Consider the following 23,036-nt stretch of genomic DNA (forward strand, 5'->3'; position numbering starts at 1 on the left):
CACATGAAATAAATACCGGAATCCGTTTTACCGGGTACCGAATCAACACCCCCCATCGACGCCAAACCCAGTTGCCATGGGCTTTTCAGAAAATTGGCATGGGGTTTGCGATACCACTGTCGGAACTCATGACGAAACCCAAACTCGTTTTGCTGACACACGGAGACAGAAACATGCTTGGATGGTCGATCATCTTTCTTATTATCGCGCTGGTGGCGGCACTTTTCGGATTCACCGGCATTGCCAGTGCATCCGCGGGTATCGCCAAAGTCATCTTTTTTATCTTTATCGTATTGTGGCTGATCGCCGTGGTCGCAAACGCTATTCGCGGACGGGGCCCCAAGCCCTAACAGGCTGCGTATTAGAATCACTGACATCAACCAAGGAGAAACCATGAAGATTTTCAATAAAACGGTATATATCGCACTGGCCATCACTACCGCCATGGCACTGGCGGCCTGCAGCGAAGAAAAGGATGCAGAATCCATTGGTGAAACCATCGATGAAACCGTTACCGATACCGGCAATGCCATTGAGGACGCCTGTGAAGACGTGAAGGAAAACGCAAATGCGGAAGATACGGACTGCTAACCCACAGCATCGGGCATAAAAAAGGGAGTGCACTGCACTCCCTTTTTTATTGAAAAGAAACCTGAACCACCTACTCCGGATGGAATGAATCCGTTGCCGATTGCGGCGCACCATCACCGGTGGCCTTCTCGTATTTATCCAGTTTGTTGTACAGGGTTTTCACACTGATACCCAATTGCTCGGCTGTTTCCGTTTTGTTTCCGTCGTTCTGAGCCAGTGTGCGCTCAATGGCTGCCTGTTCCAGTACGTCCAGTGGTACACCGGCCGGCACCTGAGGTACTGTGGATGCCGAGTCCCGATCTGCCTCCATATCGCCGAGAATAATATGTTCGGGCTCGATGACATTCTCTGCCAGTATGAAAGCACGCTCTACACAGTATTTCAGTTCCCGCACATTCCCCGGCCACGGGTGCTGCTCCAACAACTGCAGAGCCGCGGCACTGAATGTTTTGGCCGCCTCCTCTTCACTATTGCGGTAGACCAGAAAATGTTGCGCCAGACCGGTAATATCACCGGCACGCTCGCGCAGAGGGGGAACCCGGACCGGGAATTGGCAAAGCCTGAAGTAAAGGTCTTCGCGAAAAATGCCCTCACAGACGGCAACTTCAGGGTCGCGGTTTGTCGCCGACACGATCCGCACGTTGGTATTGCGCAGCTGACTCCCTCCCAATGGTCGATACTCACCGGTCTCAAGTACCCGCAACAGCTTGACCTGATGCTCGAGGGACATTTCCGTCACCTCGTCGAGAAACAGCGTGCCGCCTTCCGCCTGGGCAAACAGCCCTTCGTGCGCCTTGTGCGCACCGGTAAAAGCGCCCTTGGTATGACCAAACAGTTCACTCTCCACCAGTTCGGGGCTCAAGGCGCCACAGTTTACCGCCACAAACGGCGCGCGCGAGCGATCGCTGGCCTGATGGAGCGTATTGGCCACCAGCTCTTTACCGACACCACTCTCACCCACCACCAGTACATTTGCCTCGGATGCCGCCACCTTGCGCAAGGTTCGGTAAAGCTTGCGCATGGGGCGTGCCGAACCAACCAGTAGACCGTACTGATCCAGCTGGCTACCGGTGGGCGTCGCTACCGGTTCCGATTCGACTTCCAGCTCCGCGGCAACCTCTGCGATCGCCTCACTGATTTCCTCTATGTCATACGGCGCTCGAAAATGAAACCCTCCGGAACGGGAGGTCGCCTTATCCAGTGCTTCATTGGGTGTTCCGTCGCTGAGGAGAAAGAATTCACACTCCGCCAACGCGGGGGACTCCGCCAGTGACCACAGTGCGTCAGAAGCGCAACCTGTGGCGTCTACAACCGCAAGGTCATAGCGATTCGCGAGCAGTGCGTCCAGCCACGCCCCGGCCTCGGAAAAATCCTCTGTCTGCACCGGGCTGACCAGAGCGTCGGCCACCCGGTCGCGGATGGCGGCATCCTTGATTCGCAAAAATACACGTCGCTGGCTCATTCCCAGTTCCTTGATTGATTGGCCCTGAATGCAAAAACCGTGGCGCCTGGGTCCGGGACGCTACTGGCACAGGGTTTGAATTGTATCACCATGTAAACGCGAATGTTTTCGCACACGCTAGCGCCCAACCCCACAGCCAGGGCGAACAGGAGGACATTGTGACGCACGGAAAACTCTCGCCCCCCCCATTTAAACCGGATATTTCGCCAATTATCCGTCAAAAAATGGCGGAACTGCATCACACCAGCACTCACGCCACCAGGTTTTATGGATCCCGTCTGAGCACCCGTTTGGACTACCCATTGCGGCAATGTTTCCAGAACCTGAAAAATTTACACGGCAATCTGAAAAATATTCTCTTCGCGCAGCTTGGCGACGGCCCTGGTCAGGCGCAACCGGACCATATGATGCAGCAACGGCGCCCCGGATCCACAGCCGTAGAAATCGCGTTGCGCTACCGTTCGCTGGCACTGTTGGTTCCGAGACCGGGTCCGGATCTGATTGACTATCTGATTACCACGGAACGCTGTCAGAAGCGCCTGCACCGGTGCTTACTGGAAGATTTGACGGATATACCGCTGAAGATTTCCATATCCGCGCAGACCGCAATGCTGCAGATCACCATAGATCGTATGGCGAATTTTTCTGCCCGGCTTGGTACAGCCGACATCCGCAATCGTTGACCTTGGCATGGTGGTTGCAATAACTCGGTTGTCTACAGCAAAAAAGGAACTCAGATATGCAACATAAGATTCACTTTTCCAAACTCACTCTACTTTCTGCCATTGCAGGTACCGCATTCAGCTTTTCTGTTTTGGCACAGGCAGCGGACAAAGCGGAGGAAAGTGCGGTCAGCGATGCCTGGCTCGACGGAAAAGCGGAAACGGTTTTGTTGCTGAATGAAAACCTCAACAGCTTCACCATCAATACTGACGTATCCGACGGCGTGGTGCTGCTTACCGGTGAAGTGGAGAGCAAGGTAGACCGACGCCTCGCGGAAGAATTGATCACCAGTGTCGACGGTGTGAAAAGCGTAAAAAACAAATTGCGCATCGCCAACGAAGAACCCCTTGGGAACAAGATCAGCCGCGAATACGTCGATGCAAAAATCGCCACGGTCGTGAAAACACGACTGTTGATGGACCGCGAGGTGGCCGGTACCGATATTGATGTCGCCTCAGAAAACGGCACCATCATTCTGCGTGGGTTTGTGACGTCCGGCGCTGAGAAGGACCTCGCGGAGGCAATCGCTCGCAATACCAATGATGTGGATAACGTTGAAAATAAACTGAAGATCTCGGGCTAAGGTTTACCGGATCGTCGACTCTCACAGAGTCTCCAACAGACTTCATGTGGTTCCCCTAAACCACAACCATCCCTTGGCCGGTCCCCCACCGGCCCTTTTTCGTTCACGGCACGGACGTGAGTCTCGCCGTTCAGAAATTAACACTCGTTAACGGATCTTTACCCGCCCACACTCAACCAATCCAATACCCCAGTGGTCTCATAGAGCGCAAACCACTCGGGAGACACTATGAAATTTTTTTACAGCGCTGCAGCCTTTGCAGCGATCACTGCGCTTGGCGGGTGTGCCAGCGCCCCCAAAGCGCCGCCGGTATTCTCAGAATCGTTTATTACCAATATCACCCCACAGGGAAACCAGCTCTTTACGTATTCCGCCAGTCTGTCCATGGACAAAGCCGGGGGTGGACGCCAGTCCGGGGGAGGAGGCCGCGGTGGTCGCGGCGGCCCCGGAGGAGGTAAAGGTGGAGGTATGGGTGGCGGAAAAGGCGGCGGTCCTGGCGGCGGAATGCCGGCAAAGATGCGCGAGAACTCTGGTGAGGCGGCAATGGAACGTCTGGATCAGGTACTGGCGGAAACCGGCTACTGTCCCCACGGCTGGTTTGTGATCGAGAAAACCGTGGACCGGGGCTCGGTAGAAGTGAAGGGGGAATGTCGCGCACGCTAACCGATCAACCTCTGCGATTGCCGCCCGAATAGCGTAAACTGAGCGGAAAGATGACAACCGTGGACGCTATTTATGAACATTCGGGCCGGTGCCGCTATCTCACTGTCTGTCAGCGCGCTATGGCTGGCAGGCTGCGATAACAATACGCCTCAGACCCCGGGCACAAACTCAGAGTCGAACCCGGCTGACCAGTTTCTGAAAAACATCGCGGCACACTGTGGCCAGGCGTTTGCCGGGGATATCACGGCTAATGAGCCGCCCTCGGATAAGCCGGATGCCTTCGACGGCAAAGAGCTGGTGATGCATGTACGCGGCTGTGACAACCCAGCAGAGGAAATACGTATTCCCTTCCATGTAGGGGAGGACCGCTCCCGCACCTGGATACTCACGCGCACCGCAGATGGTCTGCGGCTCAAGCACGATCACCGCCATAAAGATGGCAGTGAGGATGCGGTGACCATGTATGGGGGGGATACGGCCAGCGCCGGCACGGAGAATCGGCAGGAGTTTCCGGTGGACGAGGCATCCATTACCACGTTTAACCGCGAAGGGCTCGGCGCATCAGTGAATAACACCTGGGCCATGGAAATCCATCCGCAGCGCTATTTCGTTTACGAACTGACCCGCCCTAACGGACGGGTGTTTCGTGTGCAGTTCGACCTCAGCAACCCGGTACCGGCACCACCGGCGCCCTGGGGAAACTGACCAGCCTCCGCTCTCAACGCTTGTGCAGCAGGTAGTCTGCGTGGAAACGCAGATGCTGCTCAACAAACGTGGCAATAAAGTAATAGCTGTGGTCGTAGCCCGCGTGGAACTCGAGCTTGAGTGGATAGCCCGCCGCTTCTGCCGCGGCTTTGAGCGCGCTGGGTTTCAGTTGCTCGTCGAGGAACGGATCCTCCTCTCCCTGGGATACCAGCATGGGTAATGGTGCGGTGGAACGACTCAGCAGCACCGTCGCATCGTAGTCTTCCCACAGCGCCCGATCGGCTCCCAGGTAGGCTGCCAGTGCCTTTTCCCCCCAAGGGCAGGCCATTGGATTACAGATGGGGCTGAAAGCGGATACCGATGTGAAGCGCTCCGGGTTTTTCAGGGCGATGGTCAAGGCCCCGTGCCCCCCCATGGAGTGCCCACTGATAGCGCGGCGATCGCTCACCGGAAAGTTGGCCTCGATCAGCGCCGGTAACTCTTTCACCACATAGTCGTACATCTGGTAGTGCGGCTTCCACGGGGCCTGGGTGGCGTTGACGTAAAAGCCTGCGCCTTTCCCCAGGTCATAGCCTTCATCGTCCGCCACCCGGTCACCGCGGGGGCTGGTATCCGGAATCACCAGGGCAATACCCAGTTCCGCAGCCATACGCTGTGCACCGGCTTTCTGGGAAAAATTTTCATCGGTGCAGGTGAGGCCGGAGAGCCAGTACAACACGGGGAAGCGCTGATCCTTCTCCGCCTGCGAGGGCAGGAAGAGGGAAAAACGCATTTCGCAATCGAGCACTTCCGAGTCGTGCCGATACTGGCACTGACTGCCATCAAAGCTTTGTGTTTTGCTCACAAGTTCTAGCATTCCGGGACCACCTCAGTTGTAGTGAATGACACTGCGAATACTTTTGCCTTCGTGCATCAGGTCAAAGGCTTCATTGATCTGTTCCAGTGGCATGGTGTGGGTGATGAAATCGTCCAGCTGGAATTCTCCCGCCAGGTAGCGCTCTACATATTCCGGAAGTTGCGAGCGCCCCTTCACACCGCCGAATGCTGTGCCGCGCCACACGCGCCCGGTAACCAGTTGAAACGGGCGGGTGGAAATTTCCTGACCGGCACCGGCCACACCAATGATCACCGACTCGCCCCCCCCCTTGTGGCAGCACTCCAGCGCCGAACGCATTACGTTCACATTGCCAATGCACTCAAAGGAATAGTCCACACCGCCATCGGTGAGCTCTACGATGACTTCCTGGATCGGCTGATCGTAATTTTTCGGGTTGATACAGTCGGTAGCCCCCAGCTTTTTCGCCAGTTCGAATTTACCTTCGTTGATATCGATGGCAATAATGCGCCCCGCTTTGGCCAGGCGCGCACCGATAATGGTGGCGAGCCCGATGCCCCCGAGACCGAATACCGCAACACTCGCGCCCTCTTCCACTTTTGCGGTGTTCGCCACTGCGCCCATGCCGGTGGTTACGCCACAGCCCAGCAGACAGATCTCTTCCAGTGGCGCCGTTTTGTTCACCTTGGCCACGGAAATTTCCGGCAGTACCGTGTACTCGGAGAAGGTGGAGGTCCCCATATAGTGGTAAATCGGTTCGCCGTCGATGGAAAAGCGCGTGGTGCCGTCGGGCATCAATCCCTGCCCCTGGGTAGAGCGGATTTTCTGACACAGGTTGGTTTTTCCGGAGGTGCAGAATTTACACTCGCCACATTCCGGGGTGTACAGCGGAATGACGTGATCACCCACCGCGACACTGGTGACGCCCTCGCCCACAGACTCCACCACACCGCCACCTTCATGACCGAGGATCGCTGGAAATACCCCCTCCGGGTCTTCACCGGACAGAGTGAATGCGTCGGTATGACAGACACCGGTTGCCATCAACTTGATACGTACCTCGCCCGCCCTGGGCGGCGCCACTTCCACATTTTCGATGGACAAGGGCGCGCCGGCTTTCCAGGCGACCGCGGCTTTACACTGAATCGGTTCCGCTGACATATGGCTCTCCTGTTTGTTCTGATGGCCAATCTGGCAGAAAGCTTAACAGATCAGAACATGCCTGCCTGTCTTTAATACAGGCCAGAAGGCGGCTGATGCACCGTTTTACATCACCGGACACCGCTCACGCCCGCCACTGGTGCTATCTGTCCACTGTTGTAAGTGCTCAGATCAAGATCTGACGCTTGTGCGAGGCTGGCCCATTCTTTGCTCCAACAAGAACAAAAGACAACCACACAGAGGCGCAATAACGATGACGGATCACCAATGGCTGATGACCTCCCAGGCTCTCAACTCCCTGCGTAAATTACGCAAGCGTATTCAGGCCGAATTCGGCATCAACCTGCGGTTTTCCGATTTCAATTTCGAACAGCAGCTGGCAGATCTCAAGCACCGCAGTAAAGACGCAGAGTCACTCGCCTTGATCGCGCAGCTGGAAGCGTTGAAAGGAGGCCCGTTCCTAAACGGCCAGGAACCACCGGAGCGCCTGTACCGGGGGCAGAAAGTCCTGAAAGAATCCGCGCGAAAAGATATCTATGAAATGATTTATGGCGAGGAGCTCGCACTGCACGACGGGCGAGGCGTTCAGGCGCAGCCGCGCAGAATGTATCGCGGCCAGCCTGTGATCGGCTGAGTCATGATGGCCGACAAGGCATCACTAGTGGTCCATGCGGAAAAGCGGACAGAAATGGCAATTAGAAGTGCCCGGCTACATGCGGGCCAACTCCTGCAATGCATCCGCTTCCAGAATATCTTCCAGCTCATCGAGCAATTCCTCGGCCAGATCTTCCAGCAGTCGCTCGGTCGCCTCGCGGGTTGTATCTTCCACAGTGCCGCCGTCCTTCGGCGCCTTGGTGCGGTAGCGCGCCTGCAGCTTCAGATCGGCAATATCTACACTCCCCTCCCGCAGGGCCGGTGTATCGCCGTTTGAACCCAGCAGGCGGTAGTGGAATTTACCGTAGGCCGTCATGGTGCCCTTTTCTACGTCGTACTCTTTGCTGCTGAAGATATCGAGAATTTTCTGTCGCACGGTCACGTCAAAGGCAGTATGCAGCGTCAAGGGTGCCGCCCCCTCCACTACGCGTACCCGCTCGTCATCAAAGAAAGCGCCAAACTGTTGCTGCACCTGTTGTTTCAGATACACACCGAAAGCATCGTTGGCTTTTTTACGCATTTCGCCCAGTCCGCTATTGCTCCCGGACAGAGCCAGCAGTATCTGCAGGTTGCTGCCGGTAAGTGGGGTCGGGGCCTCGATGCGAATGTCAGACGGCGCCACGGATAACCAGAATTCCGGCTCACCACCGGTATAACCGGACCAGCCAGTGGCCGTGTTGGCGGACAGTGCGGGAGACCAGGCAGTCAGGCATGCAAAGATCAGAGCAAGGGTACGCGGCAGGGCGCGTAAAAGCGGTGGTTGCGAGTGGGATTGAGAAGATAAAACCGCATACAGAGGGGTGTTGAGGGGCATATTGTCGCTCCCGGGTCGTCGGATTGATAGATCGTGCAGCCAGTGGGCGGAAACCCAGTTTGCTGCACGAATACTATCCCTTGCAACCTGCGGGCCAGATTCACCCCCTGCGTGCGCAGCGAATCTGCCCCCAAAGCGATCGACCGCGACGCCCGGTGCACGACCTACCGGGCGCCTGGCGGTTTACTGGAGGTAGCGGGCCTTGAGCAGCGCCAGCTCCCGGGCATCCACATCCAGCGCATGCTGAATATAGCCCTCTACCGAACCGTGCTGGCGCTCCATCTCGGCAAAGGCCGTTTCCAGCCACGAGGCCTCAACACCGGCGAGAACCTCTCGAACCTCTGGCGGCAACTGAGCAAAGAAGGCATACATCCGCTGCTGTTTTTCGCTGGCGTCCTCCGGCAGCTGCATCATGTCGTGCTTGCTGTTTCTGATCACCTCGTTGGTCAGCAGGTAATCCTGCTGGATGGTGGCACGGTCCACCCCCAGCGCGGTCAGAATCAGCGCCGCACCGATACCCGTGCGATCTTTACCGGCGGAACAGTGAAACAACAGTGCTTCGTCTGAGTCGATCAGCTTCTGAAACATGGCTTTGTAGTGCGGCGTCTGTTGTTGCACCAGACCCGCGTAGCCTTTGTCCATCAACGCCACCAGGTCCTCGCGGGTAAAGTCCGGCTTGCGCAGTACTTTGGCAAACTCCGCTTCCCAGTCCGCCATCATTTCGTAGTCCCAGGTCAGGTGATCGATGTCGCCGGCCTGCCAGTCTGTAGGTTCACTGGAGCGTTCTTCGTTGGAACGAAAATCAACGACCGTAGCAATTTCACGATCTTCCAGATAGTCGTAGTCGCTTTCGGTCAGATTACTCAGCACACCGGAGCGGTACAGTTTGCCCCACTTGACGGTTTTACCGTCGGTGGTTGTGTAGCCACCCAGGTCGCGGAAATTGCGACCACCTTCCAGCGGCAATACCCGCGTGTGCTCAATCGCCTGGTCGACGGCCTGCGCTTTTGCTGGCTGTTCTTTTGCCTCCGCCAGCGCATTGCCCTGCATGGTGTCGGTAGATACACACCCAGCCAGAGTCAGTGCGGCAATGGCGGCCGCCAGAGTATGGGTTACAACCTTATTCATAATTCACCTCAATTTTTTATGTCTGATGTCAGGGACTGTGTTCAGAAGTTCACGCGGAAGCCTGCGAGATAACGGCGGCCGTAGCTCTCGACCTGATTCGGGTTGCTCTCGTCACCGGTGTAACGAACATCCTGCTGGTCGGTGAGATTGTTGGCATTGGCATAGAGGGTGACGTCGGAACCAAATACGGCCACAGGCAGGTCGTAACTCACCGACAGATCTACGCGCTCCTGAGCCGCCCAGTAGTCGGTCATGCCGACGTTTTCCGTAGTGGAAAGCCAGTCGTCCCGGTACTGGTGGTTCAGGCGAATGGAAAAGCCTTCCATTTCGTAAAATACCGAGGCGTTGAAGATGGTCTCCGAGGTTCCCGGCAGGCTGTGACGCTCGCCCGCGACTGTTTCAAACTCGCTGTCCAGCAGCGTCAGGTTGGCACTCACACCGAACCCGTCCAGAGCTGGCAGTAAATCGGCCGCCTGCGCGATGGCATTGAACTCGGCACCGCGCATATTTCCGTTGCTACCGTTCAGGTATTGGGTGTACACCCAATAGTCGGCCCCGACCTCTGGCATATAGGCGTCGCCGGCAATCACATCACTCTGCGCGTAGATCACGTTGTCGATATTGCGCGTGAACAGGCCGGCGCTCAGCAGGCTGGCTTCTCCGGCATACCATTCGAGCGACAGGTCCGCGCCCACAGATTCTTCCGCTTCCAGGGACGGGTTACCTGCAGTCACGCTGCTCTGGATAAAGTCGACCATGTCGTCGCCACGCCATTCGGAATAGGTCGGGCGGCTGACACCGGTGGATACCGACATCCGCAGTTTTACATCTTCCGCGAGATCCAGGTTCAGGTGTGCGCTGGGCAACACATTGGTGAAGCTGTCTTCAAAATTGCCGGAGGGGCCTTCGCTCAGGTAGTCGGTGTTCTCGACACGCATCCCCAGTACCAGGTTGCCCCAGTCATAGTGGGTGGTGACCATGGCGTAGCCAGCCCGGATGTCTTCCTGCAGGCGAATGGCCTGGGAATCATTCGGGTTCAGGTCGAGGCCGCCGACGGCCGCGTCCCAGGCTGCGCGCAGCCCTTTGTTGTCATAGTAGGTCGCGCCGGCAATGCCGTTGCTGAACTGGCTATCCCAGGCTTCATTGGTGGCGAAGTCGTCGATGTTCACATCGGACGGGAAGCCGCCAATCGACAGAACAAAGCCCAAGCCTTCGGCCTCGCGGGAATCCATTTCGACACCGGTTTTCACTATAGCGTCCTGACCAAACAACATCAGTTCACGCTCGGCATCCAGCTTGACCTTGGTGGCGTCAATGGCCATTTCTGTACCGATCAGCATGCCCAGGTTAACGGCATAATTGAGATCGCTGGCGTCGATCGGCGCCTGGGCCATCGGATCGAACAGGCCGTAAACAGCCGGGTCCAGCATATCGCTGACATCGAAGCTGGCCATGGCGAAACCACCTTCACTGCGCGGTATCGGCAGGAACATCGTGTTCTCGGTTTCGGTGAAATTGACCCGGGATTCGATATGCCACTCACCCAGTGCAAAATCGGCGCCCAGGGTATTGGTAAAGGTGGAGTTTTCGTACAGGCCGTACTCCAGGGAACGACCTACCAGTGCGAACTGGTTTTCAGCCGCAGCACCAACGGCCTGCGGCGCACCAACTGCTTCAGCAGCTCCGGCAAAATCGAACACATACTGATTGCGCTCTTCGAAATCCTGGAATTCGTTGTACAGGGTGGAGACAAATACGCGCTCCAGTGCGCCGTCGCCGCGGAACTCGAAGCGACCGCCATAGGCGCGGTCTTCACGAGTGACCTTGTAGCTGCGGAAATCCAGCTCGTTGACCAACACTTCGCCGCCGTCGGTGCGGTCGATATCGTATTCGCGGTTATCGGTAACCTGCTCGCGGCTGTTCTCAGAGGTGAACAGAGAGAAGCCAAAGTTTTCATTGGACCAGGAGGTGCGCAGGGCCACTTTTTCGATATCGCCGTCGCCCAGTTCCTGGTTGCCCATACCCACGTCAGTGGAGAAGGCCCAGCCATCTTTCACAAACGGGTCAAACGTGGAAATGTTGATATGTCCGGAAACAGCGCTGCCGGGCATGTCTGCCATGATCGCCTTGTTTGAGTCGATGCGGCTGGTGATCACCGACGGGAAGCTGTCAAAGCGCGGTACGCGACCGTTCTCGGCGCCGGGAATGCTCAGGCCATCAATGGCGAGCGAGGTGTAGCGGAAAGGCGCACCGCGGAAGTTGATGTAGCGCGCCTGCCCCTGGTCGCGCTCGATGGCAAGACCGGGAACGCGACCCAGTGAGTCCGCCAGGTTCTGGTCGGGGAAGCGGCCGATGGTGTCGGCGGAGATGATGTCGACGGTGTTGTCGGCATCGCGCTTGGCGTCGATGGCGGCTTTCTGGCTGTCGCGGATGGGCTGCGCCATGACCACGACTTCTTCCACGGCTTCGCCGTCAATGCTTTGCATCTGCGCCAAAGCTGAAGCCGGTGCTGCGGCACCAGCCAGGGAAAGGGAAATCAACAAGGACAGCTTGTTGTACTTGAATTCGATCATTTCTCTGCTCCGAAGTGTGTTCGGGTGGTTTTGCTTGTGTGCTCTTGCAAAGGCCCCGGGGTGAACCGGGCCGCTCGCTGCGCATGATCGAAATTGCGTGTGACAGGGGGGTTAAAAAGAGGCTTCGGAGCAGAAAAGAGATATCCCAGAAATGAAAAGCCTTTTTAAATCAGTGGTTTAGAAAGGTGACATCCGCAGCGTCGAGGCCCAGCCGGTAGCGGTAACGGCCGCTCCGGAGATCGCGTTCGGCAGTGAACAGGAAAGGAGTGGCGAGATCCTCGCCCAGCACCGACACCAGCTCATCGCGGATCTTGTTGCGATTCTGGTCCAGGGTCTTTGCCCGCAGACCGTGCTCGCGCAGGTCATTGATGGACTTGGCATGGCCACCGTGGGTTTCCATCAGCGCGATCAGCGATTGTGCACTTTCCCGGTCTGGTCGGTTGACCGGCGGATTCAGCACCCAGCCCTCTCCCTGGGTGCGCAGGCGTGCGTACCAGAGGTAATAGAAAAACGGCGTTTTTGACAGCGGAATCTGTATACCGTGAATCGAGACCTGTAGCCGCTGACAGTCGAAATGCAGTCGCTCCGGCGCCGTGGCGGCCACCAGTGCGGTATCCATGGCATCCAGCCAGGGCGCTCCTTCTGCGGGCAGGGATTTCACCGCCAGGGCACGATGAAACCACGGGACCTGTTCCTCGCGCAGCGCGGCCATATCCGCCTGAGCCAAGCGCTGCAGGATTTGCGCGGGAGAAAGGGGCGACGTCTGGCTAAAGAACGCAAATAACTGCCGCTGTACCGGATTCAACCGCGTGAGTTGCCCGTGCAGACGGCGCGCGGTGCGATAGCCGGTACCGGATGTCATCAGCGCCCGGACCTGGGCCCGCGCATCCGCGGGCAACGGGCGCGGCAACAGAAGCATCCCCCCCAATAACATCAGTGCCAGCAGCCCCTGGCTCCCGACCAGCAGCGGGATATTGGCCTCACAGCCCACGCTCAGCCGCGCCTGCTCAGGCCGGTCACTATCGCCAAACTGCCAGCGCACGGTGACATCGCCGGCGGCTTTGACAGCGTCGCCCCCGCCCCGGATTACCCGGTCATCCAGTAACTGCTCCACCCGGGCGTGACACTGCCGCAAGAGAGACAGCCTGCCACTGGTGGGAATGACGGAAAGATCCTGCTCAAGGCGCTCGCGCACCCAGGGTTGCGCGCCGCCGTGGGACAGCCGGTTTTGCAACGCCAGCTGCAACCGCTCCGGCAGCTGCTGCTGCAGCTGTTCACCCAGGTGTGTGCGAAAACTGAGTCCCGCATACCAGTACGCCAGCCCACTCAGCGCCGCGGTGAGCAGGCACCACGCAAACAGCAGCCGGCGCAAATGCCCCTTCACGGCTCCGCCCCCGCACATTTGTGCGCCCCCGGAAAATCCCGGTGTGCACTGAACAGGCCACTGCTGGCCAGATCAAAGGCGTCGGCGATAGCGCAGTCGATACCGGCCGGACGCGCGAGGCGTACAAACAGCGTCGCCGCGGTGACATTGTCTGCCAGCAGGGTGCGCTGCAACGGAATGTCCATATCCTGCTCGAGAAACAGTCCGCCGCTCACCAGATCCAGCTCCCCCTGACGGAAGGCGCGATACAGGCTGATGGCATCATCAAAGTAAAACAGCTGCTGCTGGGAAATATCCACCCCGACTTGTTTCAGGGAGGCCAGAGGTAATAGATGGAAGGTGTGGCTGAGCCTGTCATTCAGCAGGCCAATTTTTTTCCCGGCGAAGTAATCGCGCTCAAGGCGCGGTTTCTGGTCGCGACTGAACCAGTAAACCTTGTACTGGTCGTACCGCAGCAGGGGCTCGTAGTAGGTAGCGTACTCCGGCACCAACCCCCTGAGACTATGGGTGCGACTCCAGATAAGGTCGTAATCCTCGTTCAACACTTCTTCAGCACGCAATTGACTGCGGGGCTTCCAGGAGATCTGCACCCGGTGGTAGTGGCGCGCCATGGCGGCGGAGCGGCACAGGTTGTCGGCAATTTCCCGGGCGAAAATGGAAGATACCGTGAGCAGGCTGAACACACTGCCGCTTGTATGCGCCTCCCCGGCACTGCTGCCGGTGGCGCACTGGTAGACGTGATAGTCCCGCAGTACGGGCGCCGCAGCGCGCTGTTGTGACAGCCACAGACTGACCGCCGCTCCCAGTGCGAGGATTGCGCACAGGCCTGCGAGATACACCCGTTGGCTGAGAAAAATAAGCGGCGGCATTGCGGTTGCGTCACGGCACCCAGGTTATGGATTCAGCCTCGCAGTCTATGTCCGTTTTGTGACAAACCGATTACGCGCCAGCGGGCGAGCCCCCTCTGCGGGCAGCGCCACACCACGTTTCACCCCCCTCGCCCGAACCGCCCCCCACCCGCCACACACTGGGTCAGGCCGGTTCTGTACCGGTGCCTTTCACCCCACAAAGAAAGAAATATGCGCCAATATATGCAAATGCTAACAATTATCATTCATATGCGTTAGTATCCCCCTCGCTGTCACGCACAGACCGACGAGTTCCCTCCTCGAGGCAAGTGCCAGCAGCAAACGATCGTTTTTTGAGCGCAGGAGTTCGATCACAGGCGACCTCCGATACGCGCGCTTGAGCACGCAGTGCACGGATGCACTGTCTCTGGAATACCTCCGCATCTGCTATTCCGGAGCAAGTCGGTGTTATACGCCCACCGGCTGGCGTCGTGAGTGCAAGGACGCACTTTTTTTCACCCCCTCAGACCCGGGGCCCGTCAGTGCGGGCACCCAGTGTGCAATGACTGTTAGGAACCTTCCGCCCCCCGCCCTAACATTCGGTGGAATCCCCAGAAAAAGAGAGGTAACCGCCATGCCAAAAGCCTGGGTTCTGGTAGCCAACCATACTCACGCCCGTGTGTTTGAAGCGGAAAAACGTGCGGGCACTCTCACCGAAGTCGAATCCATGGTGTACCCGGAAGGGCGCATGAAAGGCCAGGAACTGCGCCGCGACGCTCCCGGGCGCTCGTTCGACAGCCAGGGACAGGGGCGTCACGCCATGGCGGAGCCCACCAACCTGCGCAAACAGGGTGCTCAGAGATTTGCCAAGGATATTGCCCACACGCTGGAAAAGGGCCGTCAGGAAGGGCGCTTCAGCCGTCTGTATATTGTCGCGGAGCCGTCCATGGCCGGTACCCTGCGCCTGTCCATGAGCTCCCCCTGCCTGGCCACGATTGCAGGCGAGGCGCGCAAAAATCTTTCCACCAGCGACCCTGACGAGATTCGCGCCCAACTGCCCATGTGGCTGTAACATCCCTGCCGCACCACTCCCGGTGCGGCTGTTCGTTGCCGCTTACCCCATTATATTCCGCCCGGCAGTCATTGCGGGGTGGTGTCAATTGATTTGTCATCGCCAGCCTGCCAACATGCCGACAATCCGCCGATAGCCACTTCCCCGGCTATTCTGTGCAGACCCCATAATCGAGCTCCAACGATAAGGATGCGGTATGCTGAGACTGTTTCAAATCCAGCGCGGCAAGATCAAAGAAACCTATGCCGGTAGCGATTACCACAGTCAGCCATTGTCTGACGCCGCCTGGATTGATCTGCAGGACCCGGAGGAAGACGAACGGGACCTGCTGGAACAATTACTGCGTACCGAATTACCCGAGTCCGACGACGTCGACGAAATCGAATCGTCCGCGCGCTTCTTTACCGATTCTGCCGGTATCCATGTCCACTCGCTCTACCTGACCCAGAGCGAAGGCCGCCACGACACCGCCACTGCCGCTTTTATCCTGCAGCCCCAGCGCCTGATCACCGTGCGCGACAGCGAGCTGGCCGACTTCCGCCTGCTGCGCATGCGCGCCCGCCGCAACCAGGTGGAAGCGCACAACGCGCAGGAGCTACTGATCCTGCTGTTTGAACAGAAGGTGGAAAACCTCGCCGACGCCCTCGAAGACAACTACCTCAAGCTGGGTGAAGTCAGCCACCTGGTGCTGGAAGACGAAGAGGCCGATCTGGAAGAGGCCATCGATCACCTGGCCAAACTGGAAGACTCCAACGGTAAAATCCGCCTGTGCCTGATGGACACCCAGCGCTCCATCGCCTTTCTGCAGCGCCACCTGAAAGACGATCCGGAACTGCGCGAAGACTGTTGGGGCATTCTGCGCGACATCGACACCCTGATGTCCCACACCACCTTCCTGTTCGAAAAGATCAACTTCCTGATGGACTCCACCCAGGGCTTTATCAGCATCGAACAGAACAAGATCATCAAAATCTTCTCCATCGCCGCCGTGGTCTTCCTGCCCCCCACCATGGTGGCGAGTATTTACGGTATGAACTTCGAACACATGCCGGAACTCGAGTGGCTGCTGGGCTACCCCTGGGCGCTGCTGTTGATGTTGCTGGCGGGTATGGCGCCTTATCTCTATTTCAAAAAGAAGGGTTGGCTCTGACCGGAGCCCTGCATTCAAACTTTGGGGCGAAGGTGTCACCGGTACGTCTTTGCAAGACACGCCGTGAACCCATCCATGGGGGCTCTTCCGCGAGGTCCCTCTCGCGGAAGGTCTTGCAAAGACGTACCGGTGCCACCTTCTTATCTTCTACCAAATGCGATCACGACCACCAAATTCACCGCCAGCTGCTAACCTTTATGGGTAAAACGGGATAAAGGTCATTGCAGGGTAGCAGGGCAATAATGGCGACGTCGGACGGCAAAACATCAGGGAAAACCAGTCCCAAACCCTTTCATATGCGGCGCTGGCTCAGCGTACAGCAGGCGGTCGATCATCTGAGCGCCCTGTCGGAAGATCCACTCACCAGCGACGACCTGGCCAGCCTCGCTGAAGATCACCAGCTGGACCTCTACTGGTACCGCCCCGGGCAGAAGCTGACCTACCTCGACAAACCCGGCTGGGGCACCATCGAACTCACCCAGCCCCTGCGCCTGAGCCCCGAACACAACAGCGACTGGCGCGCCATTGTCGGTATTCTGCGTCAGCGCCCGGCCCTGCCTGCAGAAGAAAATGACACCCCCACGCTGGAGGATGGCGACGGCAATCGCCTGCGAATCGCTTTCGATTTCAGCAATCGCCCGGAGCCTTTCAGCGCGCGCTGGTATCCCAACTACGCCGAGCTGGTGGTCAGGCGCCGCGACCTGGACCGGCTGGAAGATCAGCTGTTCCGTGATGATGACGAGCAATCCCTGGAGCCGGAACTACTGCTGGATGTGATCTGGCAACTGGAGCAGATGGCGATGGAAAACGGTGAAAGCCGCGGTCCCGTTCACGACCTCGACTGGCTCACCCACCAGTTAAGTGACCGTAGCAAGCTGGATCCGAACCTGCTGGGCAAGGTGCTCAATGCGGCGGAGCGCCAGCACGCCACCCACCACTAAGCCTCCTCTCCTTCCCTCCCCGCCCCACCGGACCGGTGCTGGAACACCAGCACCACTCCTTGTGCGATTTTTTCGAAACGTTCTTACAGCTTTTTGCGCTAGTCCCCGCCCGCAAAATTTTTATAATCCCCCTCCATTGAAACCGCGACTTTGTAATGGAGGCCCCGTGCAGTCCCGCAACAGCAATACCCACTACGGCTGGGTCGCCGTGGTTTTTCACTGGCTGATGGCGCCGGTCGTCATCGGCATGTTTGCCCTCGGCTGGTGGATGGTCGGACTTGGGTACTACGACCCCTGGTACCGACAGGGGCCGGATATCCACAAGTCTGTTGGCATTCTGCTGTTGCTACTGCTGATCGCACGCTTGCTGTGGCGTGCGGTAAACGTATCCCCCGCACCGGAGCCCGCGCCGCGCTGGCAGCAGCGCGCCGCCAATGTGGCACACGGCGTGCTGTATCTGCTGTTGATCGCGATCTGCATCACCGGCTACCTGATTTCCACCGCAGACGGGCGCGCGATTGAGGTGTTCAACTGGTTTCGTGTTCCTGCGACGATACAGGGACTGGAAAATCAGGAAGACATTGCCGGCACGCTGCACGAATGGTTAGCCTGGACACTGATGGGGCTGGTGGTGCTGCACGGACTTGCGGCTTTCAAACATCATTTCGTCAACAGAGACAACACCCTGCGCAAAATGCTGGGACTGGGCCCCAAAAGTGGTTCAGTACACCGTTGATACCAGAACCCTTGCTGTCATTAACCGAAATACGATTAACCCACAAAGGAAAACTCCCATGAAGAAACTCGCTTCACTGCTGTTCGCGGCCCTGGTGGCCAGCACCATCGGCACTTCCGTTCAGGCTGCCGAATACCAGTTTGACACCAAAGGCGCACACGCCTTTATCCAATTCCGCATCAAGCACCTGGGCTACAGCTGGCTGTACGGCCGTTTCGACAAGTTTGACGGCAGTTTCACCTACGACGAAGCCAAGCCGGAAGATTCTTCCGTTCAGGTCACCGTGGATACCACCAGCCTGAACAGCAACCACGCCGAGCGCGACAAGCACCTGCGCGGCGACGACTTCCTGAACGTGGCCAAGTACCCCACCGCCACCTTCAAAAGCACCAGCTTTGAACCCAAGGGCGATGGCAAAGCGCTACTGAAAGGCGACCTGACCCTGCACGGTGTCACCAAGCCGATCACCATCGACGTGGAAGAAATCGGCGGCGGTAAGGATCCCTGGGGCGGCTACCGTCAGGGCTTCAGCGGCAAAACCGAGTTCAAACTGAAAGACTTCGGTATCGACTACGACCTGGGCCCGGCTTCCCAGACCGTGGAAATGATCCTGGATGTGGAAGGCATCCGTCAGTAAGCCACGATTGCCGTCTCACAGGATGGACAAGAAGCCCGGCCTCAGTGCCGGGCTTCTTGTATCTGGAGCTGACGAAGTAAAGAAGTACGGGCGAAGGTGGAGCGGCGGGGATCTGTTTTTGAAAGCGTCGGAAACAGGGATGTTTCCGACGCAGCCTACAGGGACGTATTTATGGCGGTTTAGCTGGGCACATCCCTGTGCCCAGCCCTTCGGGTAGCTTCGCTACCTCAAATTGCTCCAGGCAATTTGTTCAAAAACAGATCCCTGTCGATCCACCGCCACAGAAGTCAGTAAAACGAACCACAAAACCTTCAGGCGTTTACGGTACGACCTACAGGCTCCCGGGCTAGAAAATGCCCCACGGTAAAGACCACAAGCCCCATCAGGATTCCCGGCATACCTTCGTAGATATGCGCATGCCAACCGAGCCAGCGCCAGATCAGCGCTGTGGCCAAACCCAGTACGCTCATGGTAATCGCCAGTTTTTGTGACGGTTTGCCACCGGCCGCCAGCACCATTAACAAAGGCGCAAATGCCGAGGCCAACGCCGACCAGCTCATCACCACCAGGCTGAACACACTCTGCTTGTTCAAAAGCGCCCAGGCCACCGCCGCTGCAGTAATACCCAGCGTGGCAATCTTCAGCAAGCGTGTATTTTCCGTACGCTGGGGCAACAGGTCGTGGGTCAGGGCCGCAGAACAGCTCAACACCAGGGAATCCGCGGTGGACATGGTCGCGGCAAAAATACCCGCGAGAATCAGCCCCACCAGCACCGGCGACAACAACTCCATCGCCATCATCGGCAGTGCCAGCTCCGCATCAAAGGTCCCGGGGTCGTTCAGCAGGATTCGCGACAGCATACCCACGCCAGTGGCCATAAAATAGAAAATGGTAAACCACAGGTAGTACCAGCAGCGGGCCTGCAGCATACGCTTGCCATCGTTCAGCGCCATAAAGCGCACCATCACATGGGGCTGTCCGACCACAGAGATACCGGCAAACAGCCAGCTCAACGCAAACAGCACGCCGCCGGCAATACCCGGTAGTAAGAGGTCCTGGGGATACCAGTTCAGGAAGCCTTCCACCTGTCCCATCTGCTGCCAGGCCGCACCAATGCCTCCCACCGATTGCGTCGCGACAACCAGCAGAATGGTCATGGCCACCACCATCACCATCGACTGGGCCGCGTCGGTCCAGATGGATGCGCGAATACCCCCGGCCAGGCAGTATGCGGCAACGATCACACCGCCGATCACCGCACCGCTCCAGATCGGCAGATCCAGTACTACGTACAGCGCCTTACTGCCGGCCACCAGCTGAGCACTGGCGTAAGCAAGAAGGAAAAGAAGAGAGAGAATACCAGCGATTTTCTGCCAGTGGCCAAAGCGGGTGCCCTGCCAGCAGGCCAGCACACCGGCGTAACTGGATTCCCCGCTGCGCTTGGCCGCCTCGCGCAGATTTTTGTGCATCCACAGGGAACCGAGAAAATCCCCGAGAATCCACCCCAGCATCAACCAGATGGAGGCGAGCCCGGTGGCATAGGTGTAACCGATCACACCGATAAACATGTAGCCGCTGTTATTGGTGGCCACCGCGGAGAGCCCCACCAGCATCGGCGAGACATCCTGGCTGGCGAGATAATAATCTTTTTTGGTGCCACGGCTTTTACGGTAGGAGCTGACTCCTACCGCGGCGAACAGCGAAAGAAAAAACAGGAAACTGATCAGCACGTCCCTTCCCCTAAACAGTTTGATTTTTATTGAAATTTATTCGTCGCGGCCGACAGCATTCTTATTCTCGGCACCGGAATTTCATCGCACCCTAACGCGATTCCTCTGACTTGCCGTCGGACTCCGACTGAATTCCCAGCAGTGCGGTGAATTCTTCTGAATTGTAGAGGCCATTAAACGCCGAATCTTCCAGCGCTTCATCCCGGTAGGCAGGCGAAATATCCAGGGCCTTCTGCAGGTAATTAATAGATTCTTCCCACTGCTCCAGATAGGCATAGGCGCAGGCCAGCTGGTAATAGGCATTGCCGTTCTGACTGTCGATCTGCAGCGCCTGCAGACACAGGTTGATGGCCCACTGGGGTTCATCCAGTTCGAGCACCGCATCCGCCTTATAGGTGAGGGCTTCACCGTCGTCTTTACGCAGCTTGAGAATCTGATCGTATACGGCAATTTTGCCCGTGGGCGTCTGCTCGCGGCCGGCGCGCAACCACAGGGAGTGGATCTCCTGGGTCAGCTCGATCTCGTCGCGGTTGTCTTCAATGTGCTGGGTCTTCTCTGAAAGCTGCTCTTCAATACTGCGCAGACGCGCTTCGTACTGTTCGACCAGGCTGGAAATTTCCTGGTTGGCGAGGGTATGCACCTTTTCCTTTACATCGCGAATGGACGTCCAGCCCATGATCACCAGCAGGGAGCTGAAGCCGGCAATCAAATAGAAGAAGTAGGTAATGGTATCGGTGGCGTAGGTGATCGCCTTGTCCGCGGCACTTAATTGTCGGTCGACAATATTTTCGGTGAGAGACACCTTCTGCGCCGCCATATCCACGCGCAGCTGTTTCAGCTCGTCCAGCACATAGCGTTCAATAAACGGGGTGTACAGCGCCTTATCGAGTTTGTCCACCTCGGCTGCGGCGCGCTCCAGCTCGGCGAGCTTTCGTTGATTTTCTGCTTTTTCCTCGTCGCTGATGACCGGCGGCGGCACTGTCCCGTCTTCCTGTGCCTGCGCCAGCAGGCCAGGGAAAAAACCACAGGCCACAACCAACACTGCCGCCAGCAAAGCTGGCGGCAGTTTCGGAAGCAGGCTACCGGTTACGCGGCGCATATGGCCTCGCCGTGCTCGTGGACTTCCACCAGTGCGGCATGCAGGCTCTTGACCGCACTTTCGTAATCGCTCTCGTCAATCACAAACTGCATGTCGACCTGTCGCATGGACTGGTGCACCGCAAGGATACTGATGGCGGAGTTGGCCAGGGCGCCAACCGCACGGGACAACATGCCAGAGACTTTCATGTCGCTGCCAATAGCGGAAACTACCGCCACCTTGCGCACCTGAATGTCGCAATCCGGGAACAACTCGCCAATGGCTTTTTTGATGCGTTTGACGGTTTTCAGATTGTTGCTCAGGTAGTGCGTGATCGTGTTGGCGTTGGTGTCCTTGGTGACCACGCTGCCCTTGAAGCGCGCGATGATCTCGTTGATCGCCCGGTCGTAACTGGTCATGCTGCCCATCATATCCTGATCGAAACATTCAACAGCATAGATGTTTTTACGACCCGCGATGATTTCCACACGGGGGGTGTCACTTACATAGTCGCCAGTGACCAGGGTACCGCGGTGCTCCGGCTCAAAGGTGTTCATCACACGCAGGGGAATCTCCTGCTGGCGCAGGCCTTTTGCCGCTCGGGGGTGGATCGCTTCCATACCCAGATTGGCCAACTGATCCGCCACGTCGTAGTTGGTACGACCGATAGGCACTGCCTGCTCTTCACCGACGAGGCGCGGGTCGGCACTGCTCAGGTGGTACTCTTTGTGAATGATGGCTTCGCTGGCGCCGGTAATCACCGCAATACGGCTGAAGGTCATTTCACTGTAGCCGCGGGCGAAGGTTTTCATCAGGCCATCGGCGGTGTGCGCATAACCGGTGGCAATAGGCAGCTCAGTGTCAAAATCCACGTCCGCGAAAGCGCGCTCGATGCGCTGGTCCAGGGTCAGATGTTCGCCATCACGCCAGCCGGTCAGGTCCACGAAGCGTGCATTGATGCCTTCCTGCTTCAGCAGCTGCGCCATATTCCAGGCACTGTGGGCTTCACCCAGGCTGGCAAGCATTTCGCTGACCACGTCCAGGTGCCCTTCCAGGGCAAAGTGACCGTGCTGACACACCCGCTCCAGGTCCGCCAGACAATTGGCGGCGTCATCCAGGCGCTCGCCGATAAAGCCGTTGGCCTTGGCCAGGGTCACTTCATCGTCGAACAGCTGGGCGTTCACTTCTTCCATGCGTGCGCGCAGACCGGCAACGGCGTCGGACCACTCACGCTCATCATCGGCACCGGCAAACAGGGCAAAAATACCCGGGCGACCGGATTTCTTGTGCTCCAGCAGCATATCGGTGATGCCACCGTAAGCGGACACCACGAAAACCCGACGGTACAGACCATCCGCTTTCGCCTTGCCGTTTTTGAGAATGATGTTGTCGCGTACCGCGCGGTAGTCGCTCATGGACGTACCACCGATCTTTTCAACCGTATGTGCTTTCATGGGATCCTTGCGTTGACCGTTTTTGCGTTTCAGATTGGGAGCACCGCGGCTGTTGCCGGTATCGAAATATTCCCGGGTGGTGCTCCAAAACTCCGCTGCCTTGTTGTGCATAGC

Annotated in this window: 23 protein-coding genes; 12 read left to right on the plus strand and 11 right to left on the minus strand. The window is 57.7% G+C overall.

The annotated features are described in order from the left end of the window. The first annotated feature begins 173 nt into the window (after positions 1-173). Positions 174-350, plus strand: coding sequence for a DUF1328 domain-containing protein (locus LRR79_RS16715; RefSeq protein ID WP_231758290.1), 177 nt, complete (start codon positions 174-176; stop codon positions 348-350). A gap of 43 nt (positions 351-393) precedes the next feature. Further along, positions 394-591 (plus strand): hypothetical protein, encoded by a 198-nt coding sequence (locus LRR79_RS16720; RefSeq protein ID WP_231758291.1) that lies wholly within the window; start codon positions 394-396, stop codon positions 589-591. Between the two features lie 70 nt (positions 592-661). Here LRR79_RS16720 and LRR79_RS16725 read toward each other — a convergent pair whose 3' ends face one another. Next, positions 662-2,053, minus strand: coding sequence for a sigma-54 interaction domain-containing protein (locus tag LRR79_RS16725; protein WP_231758292.1), 1,392 nt, complete (start codon positions 2,051-2,053; stop codon positions 662-664). Positions 2,054-2,211: 158 nt separating this feature from the next. On the opposite strand from LRR79_RS16725, the gene LRR79_RS16730 reads away from it, so the two are divergent. The 4 genes from LRR79_RS16730 (at position 2,212) to LRR79_RS16745 (ending at position 4,727) form a co-directional block, all read left to right on the plus strand. After that, entirely contained in the window at positions 2,212-2,736 is a 525-nt protein-coding gene (locus LRR79_RS16730) for a hypothetical protein (RefSeq protein WP_231758293.1), read from the plus strand. Between the two features lie 56 nt (positions 2,737-2,792). Then, positions 2,793-3,359, plus strand: a complete 567-nt coding sequence (locus LRR79_RS16735) for a BON domain-containing protein (RefSeq protein WP_231758294.1) — start codon at positions 2,793-2,795, stop codon at positions 3,357-3,359. Between the two features lie 228 nt (positions 3,360-3,587). After that, positions 3,588-4,022, plus strand: coding sequence for a hypothetical protein (locus LRR79_RS16740; protein WP_231758295.1), 435 nt, complete (start codon positions 3,588-3,590; stop codon positions 4,020-4,022). A gap of 72 nt (positions 4,023-4,094) precedes the next feature. Next, positions 4,095-4,727, plus strand: a complete 633-nt coding sequence (locus LRR79_RS16745) for a hypothetical protein (protein ID WP_231758296.1) — start codon at positions 4,095-4,097, stop codon at positions 4,725-4,727. A gap of 13 nt (positions 4,728-4,740) precedes the next feature. Here the strand turns inward: LRR79_RS16745 and fghA are convergent, their stop codons facing one another. Further along, positions 4,741-5,583 (minus strand): S-formylglutathione hydrolase, encoded by an 843-nt coding sequence (fghA, locus tag LRR79_RS16750; RefSeq protein ID WP_231758297.1) that lies wholly within the window; start codon positions 5,581-5,583, stop codon positions 4,741-4,743. Between the two features lie 12 nt (positions 5,584-5,595). Beyond that, on the minus strand, positions 5,596-6,723 hold the full coding sequence (locus LRR79_RS16755) for an S-(hydroxymethyl)glutathione dehydrogenase/class III alcohol dehydrogenase (protein WP_231758298.1): 1,128 nt from the start codon (positions 6,721-6,723) through the stop codon (positions 5,596-5,598). Between the two features lie 253 nt (positions 6,724-6,976). Between LRR79_RS16755 and LRR79_RS16760 the strand changes: the two genes are divergently transcribed. After that, entirely contained in the window at positions 6,977-7,357 is a 381-nt protein-coding gene (locus tag LRR79_RS16760) for a hypothetical protein (protein ID WP_231758299.1), read from the plus strand. A 75-nt stretch (positions 7,358-7,432) separates the two neighbouring features. Here LRR79_RS16760 and LRR79_RS16765 read toward each other — a convergent pair whose 3' ends face one another. The 5 genes from LRR79_RS16765 to LRR79_RS16785 all read right to left on the minus strand — a co-directional run bounded on the left by LRR79_RS16765 (position 7,433) and on the right by LRR79_RS16785 (position 14,145). Further along, the gene (locus LRR79_RS16765) at positions 7,433-8,191 is read right to left on the minus strand and encodes a hypothetical protein (protein WP_231758300.1); all 759 of its coding nucleotides are present in this window, start codon (positions 8,189-8,191) and stop codon (positions 7,433-7,435) included. Between the two features lie 183 nt (positions 8,192-8,374). Further along, on the minus strand, positions 8,375-9,319 hold the full coding sequence (locus LRR79_RS16770; RefSeq protein WP_231758301.1) for a tyrosine-protein phosphatase: 945 nt from the start codon (positions 9,317-9,319) through the stop codon (positions 8,375-8,377). 41 nt (positions 9,320-9,360) lie between these two features. Beyond that, positions 9,361-11,892, minus strand: a complete 2,532-nt coding sequence (locus LRR79_RS16775; RefSeq protein WP_231758302.1) for a TonB-dependent receptor — start codon at positions 11,890-11,892, stop codon at positions 9,361-9,363. Positions 11,893-12,061: 169 nt separating this feature from the next. After that, positions 12,062-13,276, minus strand: coding sequence for a hypothetical protein (locus tag LRR79_RS16780; RefSeq protein ID WP_231758303.1), 1,215 nt, complete (start codon positions 13,274-13,276; stop codon positions 12,062-12,064). Beyond that, a complete protein-coding gene (locus LRR79_RS16785; RefSeq protein ID WP_231758304.1) occupies positions 13,273-14,145 on the minus strand; it encodes a hypothetical protein in 873 nt (290 codons plus the stop codon). Before LRR79_RS16785 ends, LRR79_RS16780 begins: the two co-directional genes overlap by 4 nt. 613 nt (positions 14,146-14,758) lie before the next feature. On the opposite strand from LRR79_RS16785, the gene LRR79_RS16790 reads away from it, so the two are divergent. The 5 genes from LRR79_RS16790 to LRR79_RS16810 all read left to right on the plus strand — a co-directional run bounded on the left by LRR79_RS16790 (position 14,759) and on the right by LRR79_RS16810 (position 18,660). Continuing rightward, positions 14,759-15,196: a host attachment protein gene (locus LRR79_RS16790; RefSeq protein ID WP_231758305.1), complete on the plus strand. Its 438-nt coding sequence runs from the start codon at positions 14,759-14,761 to the stop codon at positions 15,194-15,196. Positions 15,197-15,392: 196 nt separating this feature from the next. Then, positions 15,393-16,346, plus strand: a complete 954-nt coding sequence (gene corA, locus LRR79_RS16795; RefSeq protein WP_231758306.1) for a magnesium/cobalt transporter CorA — start codon at positions 15,393-15,395, stop codon at positions 16,344-16,346. A 242-nt stretch (positions 16,347-16,588) separates the two neighbouring features. Further along, positions 16,589-17,287 (plus strand): hypothetical protein, encoded by a 699-nt coding sequence (locus LRR79_RS16800; RefSeq protein ID WP_231758307.1) that lies wholly within the window; start codon positions 16,589-16,591, stop codon positions 17,285-17,287. Positions 17,288-17,453: 166 nt separating this feature from the next. Further along, positions 17,454-18,023 carry a cytochrome b gene (locus LRR79_RS16805; RefSeq protein WP_231758308.1) on the plus strand — a complete coding sequence of 190 codons (570 nt, stop codon included), beginning with the start codon at positions 17,454-17,456 and terminating at the stop codon, positions 18,021-18,023. 58 nt (positions 18,024-18,081) lie between these two features. Next, positions 18,082-18,660: a YceI family protein gene (locus tag LRR79_RS16810; protein WP_231758309.1), complete on the plus strand. Its 579-nt coding sequence runs from the start codon at positions 18,082-18,084 to the stop codon at positions 18,658-18,660. A 311-nt stretch (positions 18,661-18,971) separates the two neighbouring features. Here the strand turns inward: LRR79_RS16810 and LRR79_RS16815 are convergent, their stop codons facing one another. The 3 genes from LRR79_RS16815 to LRR79_RS16825 all read right to left on the minus strand — a co-directional run bounded on the left by LRR79_RS16815 (position 18,972) and on the right by LRR79_RS16825 (position 23,033). After that, positions 18,972-20,390 carry a sodium/proline symporter gene (locus tag LRR79_RS16815; RefSeq protein WP_231758310.1) on the minus strand — a complete coding sequence of 473 codons (1,419 nt, stop codon included), beginning with the start codon at positions 20,388-20,390 and terminating at the stop codon, positions 18,972-18,974. 91 nt (positions 20,391-20,481) lie between these two features. Next, positions 20,482-21,489 carry a tetratricopeptide repeat protein gene (locus tag LRR79_RS16820; RefSeq protein WP_231758311.1) on the minus strand — a complete coding sequence of 336 codons (1,008 nt, stop codon included), beginning with the start codon at positions 21,487-21,489 and terminating at the stop codon, positions 20,482-20,484. After that, on the minus strand, positions 21,477-23,033 hold the full coding sequence (locus tag LRR79_RS16825) for an aspartate kinase (RefSeq protein ID WP_407665221.1): 1,557 nt from the start codon (positions 23,031-23,033) through the stop codon (positions 21,477-21,479). Before LRR79_RS16825 ends, LRR79_RS16820 begins: the two co-directional genes overlap by 13 nt. Positions 23,034-23,036: the final 3 nt, after the last annotated feature.

This window comes from Microbulbifer elongatus (assembly GCF_021165935.1).
Lineage (GTDB): Bacteria > Pseudomonadota > Gammaproteobacteria > Pseudomonadales > Cellvibrionaceae > Microbulbifer > Microbulbifer elongatus.

Excerpts from the sequence above, each read along its gene's own strand:
- LRR79_RS16715 (WP_231758290.1), top strand. The coding sequence starts at position 174 with ATGCTTGGATGGTCGATCATCTTTCTTATTATCGCGCTGGTGGCGGCA.
- LRR79_RS16720 (WP_231758291.1), top strand. The coding sequence starts at position 394 with ATGAAGATTTTCAATAAAACGGTATATATCGCACTGGCCATCACTACC.
- LRR79_RS16725 (WP_231758292.1), bottom strand. The coding sequence starts at position 2,053 with ATGAGCCAGCGACGTGTATTTTTGCGAATCAAGGATGCCGCCATCCGC.
- LRR79_RS16735 (WP_231758294.1), top strand. The coding sequence starts at position 2,793 with ATGCAACATAAGATTCACTTTTCCAAACTCACTCTACTTTCTGCCATT.
- LRR79_RS16740 (WP_231758295.1), top strand. The coding sequence starts at position 3,588 with ATGAAATTTTTTTACAGCGCTGCAGCCTTTGCAGCGATCACTGCGCTT.
- LRR79_RS16745 (WP_231758296.1), top strand. The coding sequence starts at position 4,095 with ATGAACATTCGGGCCGGTGCCGCTATCTCACTGTCTGTCAGCGCGCTA.
- fghA (WP_231758297.1), bottom strand. The coding sequence starts at position 5,583 with ATGCTAGAACTTGTGAGCAAAACACAAAGCTTTGATGGCAGTCAGTGC.
- LRR79_RS16755 (WP_231758298.1), bottom strand. The coding sequence starts at position 6,723 with ATGTCAGCGGAACCGATTCAGTGTAAAGCCGCGGTCGCCTGGAAAGCC.
- LRR79_RS16760 (WP_231758299.1), top strand. The coding sequence starts at position 6,977 with ATGACGGATCACCAATGGCTGATGACCTCCCAGGCTCTCAACTCCCTG.
- LRR79_RS16765 (WP_231758300.1), bottom strand. The coding sequence starts at position 8,191 with ATGCCCCTCAACACCCCTCTGTATGCGGTTTTATCTTCTCAATCCCAC.
- LRR79_RS16770 (WP_231758301.1), bottom strand. The coding sequence starts at position 9,319 with ATGAATAAGGTTGTAACCCATACTCTGGCGGCCGCCATTGCCGCACTG.
- LRR79_RS16775 (WP_231758302.1), bottom strand. The coding sequence starts at position 11,892 with ATGATCGAATTCAAGTACAACAAGCTGTCCTTGTTGATTTCCCTTTCC.
- LRR79_RS16785 (WP_231758304.1), bottom strand. The coding sequence starts at position 14,145 with ATGCCGCCGCTTATTTTTCTCAGCCAACGGGTGTATCTCGCAGGCCTG.
- LRR79_RS16790 (WP_231758305.1), top strand. The coding sequence starts at position 14,759 with ATGCCAAAAGCCTGGGTTCTGGTAGCCAACCATACTCACGCCCGTGTG.
- corA (WP_231758306.1), top strand. The coding sequence starts at position 15,393 with ATGCTGAGACTGTTTCAAATCCAGCGCGGCAAGATCAAAGAAACCTAT.
- LRR79_RS16800 (WP_231758307.1), top strand. The coding sequence starts at position 16,589 with ATGGCGACGTCGGACGGCAAAACATCAGGGAAAACCAGTCCCAAACCC.
- LRR79_RS16810 (WP_231758309.1), top strand. The coding sequence starts at position 18,082 with ATGAAGAAACTCGCTTCACTGCTGTTCGCGGCCCTGGTGGCCAGCACC.
- LRR79_RS16820 (WP_231758311.1), bottom strand. The coding sequence starts at position 21,489 with ATGCGCCGCGTAACCGGTAGCCTGCTTCCGAAACTGCCGCCAGCTTTG.
- LRR79_RS16825 (WP_407665221.1), bottom strand. The coding sequence starts at position 23,033 with ATGCACAACAAGGCAGCGGAGTTTTGGAGCACCACCCGGGAATATTTC.